Source organism: Nocardia africana NBRC 100379, from assembly GCF_001612635.1.
GTDB classification, from domain to species: domain Bacteria; phylum Actinomycetota; class Actinomycetes; order Mycobacteriales; family Mycobacteriaceae; genus Nocardia; species Nocardia africana.
Map to the genome: position 1 here is coordinate 1 of NZ_BDAV01000019.1, position 14,534 is coordinate 14,534.

Genomic DNA, 14,534 nt, shown 5'->3' on the forward strand with positions numbered 1-14,534 from the left:
AGGCGGCAGCGCAGCGCGACCGTCCAACCAGTGTCGATAACATTATTGCGATATATCGGAGTAAACTGCGTGGCGTGACGCGGCCCGGGGGAGCGGTCGGCCCCGGCGCAGCGCCCGATATTCATTCGACCGGTCACATACGATTGCGACGGCATGTTTCCTGATCACAGCGGCTCCGGGTCGACATCGCGCTCCGCCCGTGCGGATGCCGGCACGACGCACACCCGGCCGGACAGCAGCGGCCGGGACGAAAGGCTGCCCGAAATGGGCGTTCGCGTGGCGCTTCTGGGGGAGGTCGCGCTGCGCCGCGACGCGGATCTCGTCGCGGTACCCGGCGCCCGGGCGCGGTTGCTGATCGCCGCGCTCGCGGTGCATCCCGGCCGCAGCCGCAGCGCCCAGGCCCTGATCGACGACATCTGGGGTGAGCAGCCGCCGCGCGCACCGATGAACGCCCTGCATACGCAGGTCTCGAGATTGCGGTCGGTCCTGCCGGAGGGCGCACTGGAAATCGGCCCGGCGGGTTATCGGCTGCTGCTGACCGAGGAGCAGGTCGACTTGAGCCTGGCCCGCGGCCTGGAGCGGGAGGCGCGGCTGCGGTTCGAGCGCGGCGACACCGCCGGATGCCTCGCCCTGGTGCAGCGGGCGCGTGCGCTGTGGCGGGGTGAACCCGGCGCGGACCTGCCGCCCGGTCCCGTCGCCGACGAACTGCACGAATTCGCGGCCGCGCGCTGGTCGGCACTGGACGCCGTGGAACTGGCCGCGCGGGAGGCGGCCGGCGATATCGGCGGTGCGGTGCGGGTGGCGCGGCGGGCGGCCGCGGCCGAACCGCTCGACGAGCCCGCGCACGCGACCCTGATGCGCTTGCTCGCCGGCGACGGGCGCGCGAACGAGGCCCTGGAGGTCTTCGCCGGACTGCGGACGCGGCTGGGCGAGGAGTTGGGTGCCGATCCCGGCCCCGCGCTCGTCGCGCTGAACACCGCGATTCTGCGCGGCGACCATCCGGCGGTGGGCCCCGCGCAGCCGCAACCGGTGCCGGCCACCTCCGCGATACAACGGGTGTCCACCGCCCAGCACGCCCTGTCCCCGGAACGGTACGGCCATCCGGAAACCGCTGCCACGCCGCCGAATACGGCGCTCGGCCTGCGCGCGGCCCCCAATCCGCTGCTCGGGCGCGACGGCGATCTGGTGGCGCTGGAGAAGCTCGTCCAGGAGTTCCGCGTGACGACCGTGCTCGGCCCGGGTGGCACCGGCAAGACTCGCGTCGCCAACGAGCTGGGCGCGCGGATCGCCGGCAAGCAGGCGGTGGCGCTGGTCGAATTGGCTTCGCTGCGTGCGGCTTCCGACGGCGATGCCGGTGAGCGCAACGCCGCGACATGCGCCGAGATCGAAGCGGCCATCGGGGCGGTCCTCGGCGTCAACGAATACTCCCGGGAAGCGAATGTGTTGCGCCGCAACCAGACCATCGACGGCCGGCGCCGGTTGCGCGAGGCCCTGTCGCTGCGTCCCATTCTTTTGATCCTGGACAACTGTGAACATCTCATCGACGCGGTGGCCGAGGTGGTCGCCGATCTGGTCGGCAGCTGTGAACATCTGACGGTGGTGACCACCAGCCGGGCGCCGCTGGCGATCACGGCGGAGACGGTATATCCGTTGCCGCCCTTGGCGATCGACGCGCAGGGCTCCCCGGCCACCGAGTTGTTCGTCAGCCGGGCGCGGGCAGTGCGCCCCTCGGCCAGACTGGATCCGGCGGTCGTCGCCCGGTTGTGCCGCACCCTCGATGGGCTGCCGCTGGCCATCGAACTGGCCGCGGCCCGCGTGCGGACCATGAGCGTGGAGGAGATCGAGAGCCGGCTCGAACATCGCTTCGCCCTGCTGCGTTCGGGTGACCGCAGCTCGCCCGAACGCCACCGCACCCTGCACGCGGTGATCGAGTGGAGCTGGAATCTGCTCGAACCCGAACAGCGGATGGCGCTGCGGCGGCTGTGCCGGTTCCCCGCCGGATTCTCCTTGGAGGCAGCCGAATCCGTGGTGGCCGGCCCGGATTCGATCGACGCGGTGGCCGCGGTGGACGGGCTGGTGAGCCAGTCGCTGCTCACCGTGCTGGCCGACGACGAGATGGTCGCCACTCGCTACCGCATGCTCGAGACGGTGCGGGAGTTCGGTGAGGAACAGCTGCTCGCGACCGGCGAGGCCGATCTGGTGATGGATCGGATGTGCTGCTGGGCACGGCAATTCGCGCACGATGCGGCACTGAACTACGACGGGCCGGATCAGGTCCGCACGGTGCTGTCGCTGGCCGCCGAACTCGACAACTTGCTGGCCGTGCTGCGCCATGCCGTGGACAACGCCGATTCCCGCACGGTGTTCTCGATTTTCGCGCCCGTCGCCATGCTCTGGGTGATGCGTGGCGCGCATATGGAACTGATGAGCTGGGCGCCCCGGATCGTGCCGGTGCCGCCGCCCGAGGGCCCGCGCACTCGGACCGAGTCGGATCTGGAGTTGCAGAGCTACATCTTCCTGGCGATGCATCTGGCCTTCGGCGACCCCGGACTGCGGCCCATCGCGGTGATCCGCGCCCGCGCCCGCCGCTTGCTCGCCACGGCCGACCTCACGCCCGGAATCCGATTTCTCGGTGACATGCTCTGCGTGCGAGTGGATGTCGCCCACGGCGTGCGTTCGATGGCGGCGGGCACCCGCTCCGAGGACGACCTCGTCCGTGCGCTCGCCTTCCTGCTGCGCGCCAATATGCGGGAGAACGCGAGCTATACCGCCGGGTCGATCCGCGATGCGCGGCAAGCTCTCGCGTTGGTCGAGGGCCGCGATGTCTGGGGCACCGCGATGTGCTCTCAGCATCTCGGGCAGATGGCCTCGCAGGCGGCGCGTTACGAGGAGGCCGTGGCCTACTACCGTCGCGCGGCCGAGCTGATGCAGCAGTTGCGCTGCTTCGAGGAGAGTGTGGAACTGCGCAGCTTCCTCGCGGTCTCCATGGTCGGCGCCGGACAGCTGGTCGATGCGCGCCGGGAGCTCGAATACGCGCTGGGCGCCATCGACGACGGCGTCGGCTTGGACGAGCCGGTGACGCAGCCGAACCACCGCAAGGGTGCCGTCGTCGCCGGGATGGCGGAACTCGAACTGGCGGAGGGCCAGATCGAGCGTGGTCTGCGCACGTTCCGGCGCAGCCTGCAACTGTTCAATTGGCCGTATGCCGGGGCCGGTCCGGGGCCGGGTGACATCATCGTCGCCAGTGCCGTGCTCGATGCCCACATTCTTCACGACGCCGTGTACGAGGTACCGGAGTTGCCGGGTCAGGTGGCCAGGGTGGCGCGGGAGCGGCTCACCCAGTTCATCGACCTCCCACAGATCGGCGGCGCCGCCGGTGCGCTCGGTTCCTATCTGATCCGGACCGGAACAGATCCGGAAACCGGCGCGACGCTGTTGGCGCTGGCGATGAAAGTCGTCGGCCGCCAGGACTATTCGTCGATGCGCTGGAATCGGCATCTGGATCTCGCGCGTGCCACCGTCGGTACGGAGATGATCGACGCCGGGCAGGATGCGGTGTCGAGTCTCAACCGCCGTTCGGCCGCGCAGCGCATCCTCGCGATGCTGCCGGAACTGGAAACTCTGCTCGGCGCCTGACGCACTGTCCGCCGGTCGCTTCCGCGACCGGCGGACAGGGTGGAGGGGGATATCACGCCCGGCGCATGTAGGCCCGGATGGCCAGCGGGGCGAAGATCACGATCACGATCGCCGAACCGATCAGGCACCATGCCAGATTGCTGCTGTAGACGTTGCCGTTCATCAGTTCGCGGCACGAATTCACCATGTAGTACACGGGATTGGCCTTGTTGATGCCCTGCATCCAGCCGGGCATGGTGCTGACGAGAGCGAACGCTCCGGACATGAAGGTCAGCGGGAACATGATCATCATCGAGATGCCCTGGACCGAGGCGGCGCTCTTGCCGGTGACACCGACCAGCGCCCAGATCCAGCTGACCGCGAACGAGCAGAACACCACGACCAGACCGGCGACGACCACGCCGATGACGCCGCCCTCGGGCCGGTAGCCCAGGATCAGACCGACCACGATGGTGAGAACGGTGGCGATGCCGTAGCGGACCATATCGGCGATCAGTGCGCCCGCCAGGGCCGAAACCCGGGCGATGGGAAGGGATTTGAATCGGTCGAAGACGCCCTTGTCCATATCCTCACGCAACTGGGTGCCGGTGACGACCGAGGTGAGCACGACCGTCTGGACCAGGATGCCCGGAATCAGCACCGGTAGATAGGCCTGCACGCTGCCGCCGATGGCGCCGCCGAAGATGTAGGCGAACAGGGCGGTGAACAGGATCGGCTGCACCGTGACGTCGAACAGCTGCTCCGGGTTGTGCTTGATCTTGAGGATGCCGCGATACGCCATGGTGAGCGAGTTCGCGACGGTCTGGCGCAGTGAAATGTGGTTGCTGGCAACGGGAGTCGCGGCGCGCGCGGCGTGCCGGCCGGTCGCGGGAGCGGGAAGAGTGGTGGTCACGACAGGTCCTTCGGGAGAGTGGGAAAGGGGGCGGGGGCCGGTCTCATGCCGCGGTGCCCTCGGAATCGGTGTCCGCGTCGTCGGATTCGGCGGCGTGGCCGGTGAGGGCGAAGAACACCTCGTCCAGGCTCGGCTTGCTGACGGTGATCTCGTCGACGCGGATATCGTTGTCGCGCAACCGGATCAGCAGATCGGCGGTCACGCTCGGATCGCTGAGCGGGGCGGTGACGCGGCCGGCCTCGGGCGAGATGCTCGCCTCGACCAGTTTGCCGTCGGCGCGGGAGAGGAATTCGCCGATCAGGGTGCGGGCCCGTTCGATGGCGTCGCGATCGGCGACGGTGATCTGCAGCGCGGACTGCCCGACCGAACCCTTGAGTTCGTCGGAGGTGCCGTCGGCGATCACCCGGCCGTGGTCGATCACCGCTATGCGGTCGGCGAGCTGATCGGCCTCGTCCAGGTACTGCGTGGTCAGCAGCACCGTGGCGCCCTCGCGTACGAGCCGGCGGATGGTCTCCCACATCTGTGCGCGGGTGCGCGGATCCAGGCCGGTGGTCGGCTCGTCGAGGAACAGCAGCGGCGGCGTCGCGATCAGGCTGGCGGCCAGATCCAGGCGCCGGCGCATACCGCCGGAGAAGTTCTCCAGGGCCTTGGTCGCCGCCTCGGTGAGCCCGAATTCCTCGAGCAACTCGGCCGCGCGGCGCTTGGCCTGCGACCGGCTCAGCCCGAGCAGCCGGGAGAAGATGATCAGATTCTCGGTGGCGCTGAGCTTTTCGTCGACCGAGGCGTACTGGCCGGTGACACCGATCAGCGAGCGGACCGCGGTGGGTTCGGCCACGACGTCGTGACCGAAGATCCGGGCGCGGCCGCCGTCGGGGCGCAGCAGGGTGGCGAGCATGCGGATGGTGGTGGTCTTGCCGGCCCCGTTCGGGCCGAGCACGCCGTAGACGGCGCCCTGCGGCACCGCCAGGCTCACGCCGTCGACGGCCCGCTGCTCCCCGAAGACCTTGACCAGCCCGTCCGCCTCGATGGCGAGTGCATCAGCAGGTGCGTTAGAAGTCATGCCACTACTGTGCGGGGGCCGGCTTGCACCCTTCTTGCATCGCTGTTGCACGGTCGCGCAAGGGCGATCGAGGGCCGCTTGCCTAACGCACGGCTCACGCAAGCGGCGGCATCGTCGCAGGTGGGAGCGTCGATCAGAACAGTGGCGGTGTGAGTGGTGCCACTGCCGGGCGGTCAGTGCGTCGCCTGCTCCAGCAAATGCTCGCGCAGCTTCACGCGATTCGGCTTGCCGGGGCCGCGCATCGGGATCTCGTCGAGGATCGCCAGTTCCCGCGGGGCCGCGATCGGGTCGAGTTCCGCCACCACGTGGGCGCGCAATTCGTCCAGCGTGGGTGACGTGCCCGGATTGGGCACCACCGCCACCGCCACCCGCTGGCCCAGCCGCGGATCGGGCAGACCCAGCACCACGGCCTCGTTGATCGCCGGATGGGTGGCGAGCACGGCCTCGACGACCTGCGGGATCACCAGCAGGCCGCCGGTCATGATCGCCTCGTCCAGGCGGCCGGTGATGGTCAGCACGCCGTTGTCGAAGGTGCCGGCGTCCTCGGTCCGGAACCACCCGGGCTCGGCGAACGCCGGGTGGTCGGGAATGCCGCGATAGCCCTTGGCCAGCATGGTCCCGCCGAGCAGCACCCGCCCGTCCTCGATGCGCACCTTCGCACCCGCCAGCGGCACGCCCTCGTAGACGCAGCCGCCGCAGGTCTCGCTCATGCCGTAGGTGCGGACCACGTTGATCCCGGCCGCGCGGGCCCGGTCGAGTATCGGCCGCGGTGTCGCCGCGCCACCGACCAGCACCGCGTCCAGCGCGGCGAGCGCCTGCGCGCCGACCGGATCGTCGAGGGCCTTGATGAGCTGCGTGGGCACCAGCGAGGTGTAGCGCCGGGGTCCGGTCATCGCGGACACCGCCGTCGCCAGCCCGCCGGGCAGGAAACCGCCCGAGACGTCCAGCACCACCGGTTCGGTGCCCGCCTGGATGCTGCGCAACAGCACCTGCAACCCGGCGATGTGGTGGGTCGGCAGCGCCAGCAGCCACTGGCCGGGACCACCGAGCCGCTCGTGGGTGGCGTCGCCGCTGGCGCGCAGGGCGGCCGAGGTGAGCATCGCGCCCTTGGGGACGCCGGTGGTGCCGGAGGTGGTGACCACGAGGGCCACGTCGTCGTCGATCTCCTCACCCGGGCGCAGCGCGCTGGAGAGTCGATGGGATTCCCGGCGATCGCCGGTGGGGATCGGCAGCCACGCCGGACCGTTGCCCTCCAAGGCTTCACGCAGATGCGGGAAGACGTCACCCACCGCGGCTCCGGTGGGCATGGGGAGGGTCCGCAGGGTGGTGCTCACGTTCGCGATCGTGTCATGTCGAGGTCGATGACCCGTGAACGGGTCCGCACTTCCTTCGCTGAATCGGGGAGAAGGTCAGTCCGACGTCGGTGTCGCCAGCGGCCAACCACCCGCTGCCAGGTGCGATGCCACTCGAGCGATATCGTCCTCGCCCGGCAGCTCCTTGGCAACTCGGGCGATCGCCGCCTCGATCTCGTGCTGGGCGATCTCGTCGTCGCCGGCGCGTTCGCGCACCAGCTCCTCGACCACCAGATGCACCTCGTAGTCGGTGAGCCGGCGATGGAGGACGGCCAGCAGCGCGACATAGTCCGATTGGGGCACACCCTGCGGATATCCGGCGCGCAGCCAGCCCAGCACCTTCTGCAGGACCGACGGCGTGGCCTCGTTCGATTCGGGTTGCTGTGGCGATGCGGATTCGGTGGTCACGTACGTCCTTTCGATGATCAGGGCGGCGTCGCGCGGCCGCTCAGCCTCGACCGAACAGATGGATGCCGAGTCGGGCGGCCAGAAAACCTCTGGCAACGAACAACACTCCGGCGATGACGGTCAGCAGTACCACCGAATAACACAACCCCGCGCAGGCCGCAGCCGCACGCCGGCGGGCGGAATCCGGTGCCGGCGCATCTCCCGCGATCGAATGCAGCCGCACCCCGAGCGCGAAGATCGCCGGCAATCCGGCCCCGAAGATCAAGGCGGCGGCGGTGACTCGCCACAGCTCGGTCAGATCGTCGATCAGGGTTTGCATCAGAAGTTCCTTGCGGCGCGATGGGGGGCGCGGGAGTCGCCGGGTGGGGCGGTAGCGGGGTCGTCACCGGAGTCGATGGCGTCCGCGTCGGAGGCCGGGCCGGACCGGGTTTCGACGGCCGGTCCGGTGCCGTCGGTCCCCGGCAGGCTCGTCCACTGCTCGTTCACGTTCGCGGCATGCACCGGGGTCCGGCGCGAGCGCAGATAGATCAGGCCGGCGGTCGCGATCAGGATGGCGAAGACCACCAGGACGCCGGGCAGACCGCCGATCAGGTGGGCCAGCGCCCAGCAGATCGCGCCCGCCAGCCCCGCCAGCGGCAGGGTGAAGACCCAGGCCACCACCATGCGCCCGAGCACCGGCCAGCGCACCTCGGCGCCCGGACGGCCCAAGCCGGTACCCAGGATGGCTCCCGTCACCGTCTGCGTGGTCGACAGCGGCAACCCGAAATGCGCCGAGGTGAGAATGATCGCGGCACTGGTGGATTCGGCCGCCAGGCCCTGCGGCGGGGTGATGTCGACCAGACCCTTGCCGAGGGTTCGGATGATGCGCCAGCCGCCCAGCGAGGTGCCCGCGGCGATGGCCACCGCGCAGGCCACGATCACCCACAGCGGCAACGGGTCGCTGGGTTGGGCGGATCCGTAGGCGATGAGCGCCAGGAAGATGATGCCCATGGTCTTCTGCGCGTCGTTGGTGCCGTGGGCCAGCGACACCAGCGAGGCCGAGCCGACCTGGCCCCACCGGAAACTCCGGTTCACCACCCGCTGATCGCTGCCGCGGGTGATCCGGTACACCAGCCAGGTGCCGATCGAGGCGACCAGCGCCGCGACCACGGGCGCCAGCACGGCGGGCACGATGATCTTGGTGAGCACGCCCTTCTGCCCGGCCGACCAGATCACCCCGCCCCAGCCGAGCGCGGCGATGGTGGCGCCGATCAGCCCGCCGAACAGCGCGTGGGAGGAGCTCGACGGCAGGCCGAAGAGCCAGGTGAGCAGATTCCACAGGATTCCGCCGACCAGGCCGGCGAAGACGATGGCGAGCAGGTCCGCACCGCTCACCGCGTCCAGGCGCACGATGCCCTCGGCGACGGTGGCGGCCACCTCGACACTGAGGAAGGCGCCGATCAGATTCAGCCCGCCGGACAGCAGCACCGCGGCGCGCGGGCGCAGGGCGCCGGTGGCGATCGAGGTCGCCATCGCGTTGGCGGTGTCGTGGAAGCCGTTGGTGAAGTCGAAAACGAGAGCCGTGACGACGACGATGAGCAGAACGAACAGTTCGGCGGTCACGCCTCCAGTGTGCGTTATCGATCCGTTAACGCGATGGCCAGGTTCCCGACATCTCGGACCGACCGGGATGGTAAGGCGGCTTCATTCCGGTGGTCTGCGGGTGTCGCGGCGCAGTGGATGATCGGCGGGCACCTCGACCAGAACGATCGGGACGCCGTCCGGATCGCGCAGCCACATCTCGATCAGACCCCAGGGTTCGCGCACCGGCGACCGGTCGATCGGGATGCCGCGTGTCGCCAGCCCCGTGGCCGCGATGCTCGCGTTGCGCACCTGCAACCACACCGCGCCCGCGAATCCGGCCGGGGCCGCCTCGTCGCGTCCGTGCGCGGCCACCTCGATCAGCGATTGCCCGGCGAAGAACACCGTGCCGCCCGGATACTCCCGCGCGATCGCCAGCTCCAGCCCGTCTCGGTAGAACGCCAGCGTTCGTTCGTAGTCGCTCGGCCGCAGGATGATTCGACTGCTGAGGATGTCCACGAATCGAGCCTAGAGGGAGGATGCCGCGCCGAGTGGCCGCTTCGCCGGGTCCGGATGCGAAGCGGCCCGGAAGTGGGCGGCCCGGAAGTAGGCGCTCAGAAGTAGTACGGGTAGGGACTCCAGTCCGGCGTGCGCTTCTCCAGGAACGCGTCGCGCCCCTCGATGGCCTCGTCGGTCATATACGCCAGGCGGGTGGCCTCACCGGCGAACAGCTGCTGGCCCACCAGGCCGTCGTCGGTCAGGTTGAACGCGTATTTGAGCATGCGCTGGGCCTGCGGCGATTTCGCCAGGATGTCGGCGGTCCATTCCAGTGCCTCGTCCTCGAGCCGGTCGTGGTCGACGACCGCGTTCACCGCGCCCATGTGATGCATCTGCTCGGCGGTGTACGGGCGGCCCAGGAAGAAGATCTCCCGGGCGAATTTCTGCCCGACCATCTTCGCCAGGTAGGCACTGCCGTAGCCGCCGTCGAAGCTGCCGACATCGGCGTCGGTCTGCTTGAACCGGGCGTGCTCCCGGCTGGCCAGGGTCAGGTCGCAGACCACGTGCAGGCTGTGCCCGCCACCGGCCGCCCAGCCGTTGACCAGCGCGATGACCACCTTCGGCATGAACCGGATCAGCCGCTGCACCTCGAGGATGTGCAGGCGCCCGGCGCGGGCCTTGTCGACGGTGTCGGCGGTCTCGCCGTCGGCGTACTGGTATCCGCTGCGCCCGCGGATGCGCTGATCGCCGCCGGAGCAGAATGCCCATCCGCCGTCCTTCGGGCTGGGGCCGTTCCCGGTGAGCAGGACCGCGCCCACATCCGGCGTCATCCGCGCGTGGTCGAGCGCGCGGTACAGCTCGTCGACGGTGTGCGGCCGGAAGGCGTTGCGCACCTCCGGACGATCGAAGGCCACGCGCACGGTGCCCTGTTCGATGTGCCGGTGGTAGGTGATGTCGGTCAGGTCCTCGAAACCCGCCACGGGCTCCCAGAGTTTCGGATTGAACGTCACCCGAGCCATCATGCACCCCATCCGTCACCGGCTGTTCGCCTATACCGACGCGGGCCGTCGGCAACGTGACGTTCGTCCGGAACGTCGCGAGACCGGAGAGCTACCGACGGGTTGGGTTGGACAGTGTAAGAACTGGCGTTACCGTGCAGGTATGAGTGAGCGCGCGGAGCCGGCGATCGATACCAGTGCGGTCGATGCCGATCGCTACGAGAAGCACGGCGGATTTCCCAAGGTGGAGGAGGCCGAACTCGGCGCGAACTACGCGCCGTTTCTGGAGGCGATGCGCACCCTCCAGGACCTCACCGTCTCCGTCGACTGTCCCGACGAGGTGTTCGGCCAGGCGCTCGCTCACGCAAACGCGCTGGTCGAACTGCTCGAGCCCTATCGCGCACCGGAATTGCAGGGCCCCGCGGGGCGGGTGCCGGCCCTGCCGGGACGCGGCAGCCTGCTGCTGCCGCCGTGGGTGATGACCGAGGCCGGTCCGACCGGTGTCCGGATGCGCGGCGAATTCCGCCGGTATCACCTCGGCGGCAACAACGCCGTGCACGGTGGCGTGCTGCCGCTGCTGTTCGACGATCTGTTCGGCTCGCTCGTGCACTACGCGGGACGGCCGATCAGCCGTACCGCGTTTCTGCACGTCAACTACCGTCAGGTGACTCCGCTGGAGACGCCGCTGACGGTCGAGGGAACCGTCGATCGGGTGGAAGGACGCAAGACTTTCGTGTCCGCGCGACTGCGCGACGAATCCGAAACGTTGCTCGCCGATTGTGAAGGGCTCATGGTGCAGTTGCTGCCCTGGCAGCCGTAGTCGGCAAGAGGACGGTGTGTCCGGTGCGTCCGATGCGTATAGTTACCCGCGCTCGCTCATCGAAAAACTATCCGGAGGAACCTGAAAGTGGTTGCAGCACTGTCTGAATCCCTGCTCGATGACGCCAAACGCCCGGCCTTCCTGGCCGACGCCCAGGAGGTTCTGGATGCGGAGGTGTCGGATAAGGGGGGTGCATCGGGCCTGGCCGTGAAGGGCGGCTACGCCGCGGTGAAGAAGGTCAGCCCGACCATCGTCTCGGACGCGCTGGAGTCGTTCGCACCCAAGTTCGTCGAGCGGCTGGAACCGTACTGGGCGCAGTACCAGGCGGCGGGTAGCGGCTCGTTTGCCGATCTGCTGGTCGCCAACTCCGACGAGGTTGCCGAGTCGCTGCTCGCGGTGACCGACGCTCGTGCCGAGGCCTCGTCGCGTCCGGCGCTGAAGAAGGCGTACTCGTCGCTGCGTTCGTCGGCGAAAAAGCATGTGGTCGAGGCGCTCCCGCGCGTCGGCGACCTGGTCCAGCGGCACGCCGGCTGAGTTGCGGTTCCGCGACCTCGTCGTTCGGCATCCGGATGGAGTGTGATCCCCGGATGCCGAACGGCGGGGGGCCGCGGTGAAAATCAGCCTGGAAAACCTCACTCGAAAGCCGGTGTGAGCGGGTCGACGTCCCCTCCGGCCGGAAGGTCTGACAGTCTGGGGATGTGAATCCATCGACAGCACAGGCCCAGGTCGTGGTGGACGAGCTGGTGCGCGGGGGTGTGCGCGACGTCGTGCTGTGCCCGGGCTCGCGCAACGCGCCGCTGGCCTTCGCGCTGCAGGCGGCTGATGCGGCGGGGCGGCTGCGACTGCATATGCGCATCGACGAGCGGACCGCCGGATTCCTCGCGGTCGGCATGGCCGTATCCACCGGGGCGCCGGTGCCGGTGGTGATGACCTCGGGCACCGCGGTGGCCAACCTCGGGCCCGCGGTGCTGGAGGCGAACTACGCCCGGCAGCCCCTGATCGTGCTCAGCGCCAACCGTCCCTACGAGATGCTGGGCAGCGGCGCCAATCAGACGGTGGAGCAGTTCGGCCTGTTCGGCAGTCAGGTGCGGGCCGCGATCAGCTTGGGCCTGGCCGAAGCGGAACCGGACTACCGCAGCCAGAACAGTGTGTGGCGGGCCGCGGTCTGCCGCGTCCTGGCCGCCGCGCGCGGCACCCGGTCCGGCAACGCCGGGCCCGTGCACTTCGACATCCCGCTGCGGGAACCGCTGGTTCCCGATGCCGTTGCCGGCGAGCCGATTCCGGCCGGACGCACCGGTGACACACCATGGACCGAGACCCGGTACGCGACCCTGGACGTACCGCTGGAGATCGACCTGACGCCCGATACCGTCGTCATCTCCGGTCACGGCGCGGGCTACCGCGCCGAACTGTCCCAACTGCCCACGGTTGCCGAACCCACCGCGGCGCTGCCCGGTCCGGCCCTGCATCCGCTGGCGCTGCCGTTGCTGAAGCCGCGGCAGGCGATCATCACCGGACGGCCCACCCTGCATCGGCAGGTGTCGAAGGTGCTGGCCGATCCGGACGTGACCGTCTTCGCCCTGACCACCGGACCGCGCTGGCCCGATGTCTCCGGCAATGTCGTCGGCACCGGCACCCGCGCGGTCACCTCCGGGGCGCCGCGTCCGGAATGGCTCGAGCAGTGCCGCGAACTCGATGCGATGGCCTGTCGCGCGATCCGGACGGAACTGGCCCGTCACCCCAAGCCGACCGGCCTGCATGTGGCCTCGGTGGTGATGGACGCCCTGCGCGAGGGCGACCAGCTACTGCTCGGCGCGTCGAATCCGGTGCGGGACGCGGCGCTGGTGTCGCATCCGCGTCCCGGCGTGAAGGTGCTGTCCAACCGGGGTGTGGCCGGTATCGACGGCACGGTGTCCACCGCGGTGGGCGCGGCGTTGAGTCATCCCGGGCGCACCTTCGCGCTGATCGGCGACCTGACCTTCCTGCACGATGCCTCCGGCCTGCTGATCGGCCCGGGGGAGCCGCGTCCGGCGGATCTGACCATCGTGGTCGCGAACGACGACGGCGGCGGCATCTTCGAACTACTCGAACAGGGCGATCCGCAGTACGCCGGCGTCTTCGAGCGCATTTTCGGCACTCCGCACGGGATGGATCTGGCAGCGCTGTGCGCCGCCTACCGGATTCCGCATCGGCAGGTCGATCCGGCCGAGTTGGCGGTGGAATTGACCGGGCACGCCCACGGCATTCGCGTGCTGGAGGTCGCGACCGAGCGATCCAGCCTGCGCGAGTTGCATGCCGCGGTGCGCGCCGGCATCGAATAGAGCGCGAACCCGTAGGTCAGTAGCCGGCCTCGGGCTCGTCGTACTCGTCGTCGAGGGGGACGGGGATCGCCTGCTCGATGAGGTCGGCCTCGGCGGCTTCGCGATCGACGGTGGGTGCGTCGAACTCGGGTTCGTCCGGCGTCACCTCGAGATTCTGATCCAGCTGATCGGCCTCCGGAACCATGTCGACGGAGGTGGTGTCGATGGTGGGATCGGTCATCGGTTGCTCCCTTCCGCTCGGGGGTCCGACTTGCCGGATACCGCGATCCGGCACTGTCGAGGATGCCCTCGCCGCGTCCGCCTGGCAACCCGTCCGCGCCCGGCCACCGATGAATCCGGGTGGCTTCTCCCGTCTCTTCTGTGGGTGCCTGTGCCGGTACAGGCCGTATTCGGAGGAGGACCACATGGCGACACCCCACTTCGATCTGGAGAGCGGGATGCGATGGTCGAGATCATCAGCGGTATCGGCGCGGAAGATCTGACCGCGGCGACCCCGAGCCCGGGCGTCACCGTGCGGGATCTGCTGTTCCACGTCATCGGCTTCACCGAGGCGTTCCGGCAGGGCGCCACCAAGGAGGGCATCGGTCGTTCCGCGCCGCCCGGCCAGGCGCCGGATGCCGACCTGCCCGCCGGGTGGAGTGAGCTGATCACCACGCAGTTGAAAGCGCTCACCGAGGCGTGGCGCGACCCGGCCGCCTGGGAGGGCGAGACCGAGGTCGGCGGCGTCACCGCTCCGGCGCCGGCCATGGCCGGATTCGCCCTGAACGAGGTCGTGATGCACAGCTGGGATCTGGCCCGCGCCACCGGCCGCCGCTTCGAGCCCGCCGACAAGGATGTGGCGGTGCTGCTGGAGCAGTTTCGCGATACGCCGCGCGAAGGCACGCCGGGTCTCTTCGGCCCGGTGATCGAGGTTCCCGCCGATGCCTCACGGTGGGAGCGCCTGCTCGGCCTGACCGGCCGCGACCCGTACCGGTAGGGCTGAGTGCTCC

At 69.4% G+C, this 14,534-nt stretch carries 14 protein-coding genes; 5 read left to right on the forward strand and 9 right to left on the reverse strand.

Annotation, left to right across the window (positions count from 1 at the left end; genetic code table 11):
- The first annotated feature begins 264 nt into the window (after positions 1–264).
- On the forward strand, positions 265–3,636 hold the full coding sequence (locus NA3_RS29875; protein WP_062967411.1) for an AfsR/SARP family transcriptional regulator: 3,372 nt from the start codon (positions 265–267) through the stop codon (positions 3,634–3,636).
- A 52-nt stretch (positions 3,637–3,688) separates the two neighbouring features.
- On the opposite strand, the gene NA3_RS29880 is transcribed toward NA3_RS29875, so the two are convergent.
- The 8 genes from NA3_RS29880 to NA3_RS29915 all read right to left on the reverse strand — a co-directional run bounded on the left by NA3_RS29880 (position 3,689) and on the right by NA3_RS29915 (position 10,425).
- On the reverse strand, positions 3,689–4,528 hold the full coding sequence (locus tag NA3_RS29880; RefSeq protein ID WP_062967342.1) for an ABC transporter permease: 840 nt from the start codon (positions 4,526–4,528) through the stop codon (positions 3,689–3,691).
- A gap of 43 nt (positions 4,529–4,571) precedes the next feature.
- Positions 4,572–5,588, reverse strand: a complete 1,017-nt coding sequence (locus tag NA3_RS29885) for an ATP-binding cassette domain-containing protein (protein WP_062967344.1) — start codon at positions 5,586–5,588, stop codon at positions 4,572–4,574.
- A gap of 173 nt (positions 5,589–5,761) precedes the next feature.
- Positions 5,762–6,895 (reverse strand): o-succinylbenzoate--CoA ligase, encoded by a 1,134-nt coding sequence (gene menE / locus NA3_RS29890; RefSeq protein WP_062967413.1) that lies wholly within the window; start codon positions 6,893–6,895, stop codon positions 5,762–5,764.
- Positions 6,896–6,997: 102 nt separating this feature from the next.
- Complete coding sequence (locus NA3_RS29895) at positions 6,998–7,348, reverse strand: DUF3349 domain-containing protein (RefSeq protein ID WP_084491989.1); 351 nt, start codon at positions 7,346–7,348, stop codon at positions 6,998–7,000.
- A 40-nt stretch (positions 7,349–7,388) separates the two neighbouring features.
- Positions 7,389–7,667 (reverse strand): hypothetical protein, encoded by a 279-nt coding sequence (locus NA3_RS29900; RefSeq protein ID WP_062967346.1) that lies wholly within the window; start codon positions 7,665–7,667, stop codon positions 7,389–7,391.
- Positions 7,667–8,950, reverse strand: a complete 1,284-nt coding sequence (locus tag NA3_RS29905) for an inorganic phosphate transporter (protein ID WP_062967348.1) — start codon at positions 8,948–8,950, stop codon at positions 7,667–7,669. The genes NA3_RS29900 and NA3_RS29905 overlap by 1 nt, the downstream gene beginning before the upstream one ends.
- An 81-nt stretch (positions 8,951–9,031) precedes the next feature.
- Entirely contained in the window at positions 9,032–9,427 is a 396-nt protein-coding gene (locus tag NA3_RS29910) for a VOC family protein (protein ID WP_062967350.1), read from the reverse strand.
- Between the two features lie 95 nt (positions 9,428–9,522).
- The gene (locus tag NA3_RS29915) at positions 9,523–10,425 is read right to left on the reverse strand and encodes a 1,4-dihydroxy-2-naphthoyl-CoA synthase (RefSeq protein WP_062967415.1); all 903 of its coding nucleotides are present in this window, start codon (positions 10,423–10,425) and stop codon (positions 9,523–9,525) included.
- Positions 10,426–10,567: 142 nt separating this feature from the next.
- On the opposite strand from NA3_RS29915, the gene NA3_RS29920 reads away from it, so the two are divergent.
- From NA3_RS29920 to menD, 3 genes are all read left to right on the forward strand, one after another.
- Entirely contained in the window at positions 10,568–11,224 is a 657-nt protein-coding gene (locus NA3_RS29920) for a PaaI family thioesterase (protein ID WP_062967352.1), read from the forward strand.
- A gap of 87 nt (positions 11,225–11,311) precedes the next feature.
- On the forward strand, positions 11,312–11,758 hold the full coding sequence (locus NA3_RS29925) for a DUF6918 family protein (RefSeq protein ID WP_030516248.1): 447 nt from the start codon (positions 11,312–11,314) through the stop codon (positions 11,756–11,758).
- A gap of 164 nt (positions 11,759–11,922) precedes the next feature.
- Positions 11,923–13,545: a 2-succinyl-5-enolpyruvyl-6-hydroxy-3-cyclohexene-1-carboxylic-acid synthase gene (gene menD / locus NA3_RS29930; RefSeq protein ID WP_062967354.1), complete on the forward strand. Its 1,623-nt coding sequence runs from the start codon at positions 11,923–11,925 to the stop codon at positions 13,543–13,545.
- Between the two features lie 16 nt (positions 13,546–13,561).
- Here the strand turns inward: menD and NA3_RS29935 are convergent, their stop codons facing one another.
- Positions 13,562–13,765 (reverse strand): Rv3202a family protein, encoded by a 204-nt coding sequence (locus NA3_RS29935; RefSeq protein ID WP_062967356.1) that lies wholly within the window; start codon positions 13,763–13,765, stop codon positions 13,562–13,564.
- A gap of 222 nt (positions 13,766–13,987) precedes the next feature.
- Between NA3_RS29935 and NA3_RS29940 the strand changes: the two genes are divergently transcribed.
- Positions 13,988–14,521: a TIGR03086 family metal-binding protein gene (locus NA3_RS29940; RefSeq protein ID WP_062967358.1), complete on the forward strand. Its 534-nt coding sequence runs from the start codon at positions 13,988–13,990 to the stop codon at positions 14,519–14,521.
- Positions 14,522–14,534 lie beyond the last annotated feature (13 nt).

Bases quoted from the DNA above. Each gene is read 5' to 3' on its own strand.
- NA3_RS29875 (WP_062967411.1), top strand. From the start codon at position 265: ATGGGCGTTCGCGTGGCGCTTCTGGGGGAGGTCGCGCTGCGCCGCGAC.
- NA3_RS29885 (WP_062967344.1), bottom strand. From the start codon at position 5,588: ATGACTTCTAACGCACCTGCTGATGCACTCGCCATCGAGGCGGACGGG.
- menE (WP_062967413.1), bottom strand. From the start codon at position 6,895: ATGCCCACCGGAGCCGCGGTGGGTGACGTCTTCCCGCATCTGCGTGAA.
- NA3_RS29900 (WP_062967346.1), bottom strand. From the start codon at position 7,667: ATGCAAACCCTGATCGACGATCTGACCGAGCTGTGGCGAGTCACCGCC.
- NA3_RS29915 (WP_062967415.1), bottom strand. From the start codon at position 10,425: ATGGCTCGGGTGACGTTCAATCCGAAACTCTGGGAGCCCGTGGCGGGT.
- NA3_RS29920 (WP_062967352.1), top strand. From the start codon at position 10,568: ATGAGTGAGCGCGCGGAGCCGGCGATCGATACCAGTGCGGTCGATGCC.
- NA3_RS29935 (WP_062967356.1), bottom strand. From the start codon at position 13,765: ATGACCGATCCCACCATCGACACCACCTCCGTCGACATGGTTCCGGAG.
- NA3_RS29940 (WP_062967358.1), top strand. From the start codon at position 13,988: ATGGTCGAGATCATCAGCGGTATCGGCGCGGAAGATCTGACCGCGGCG.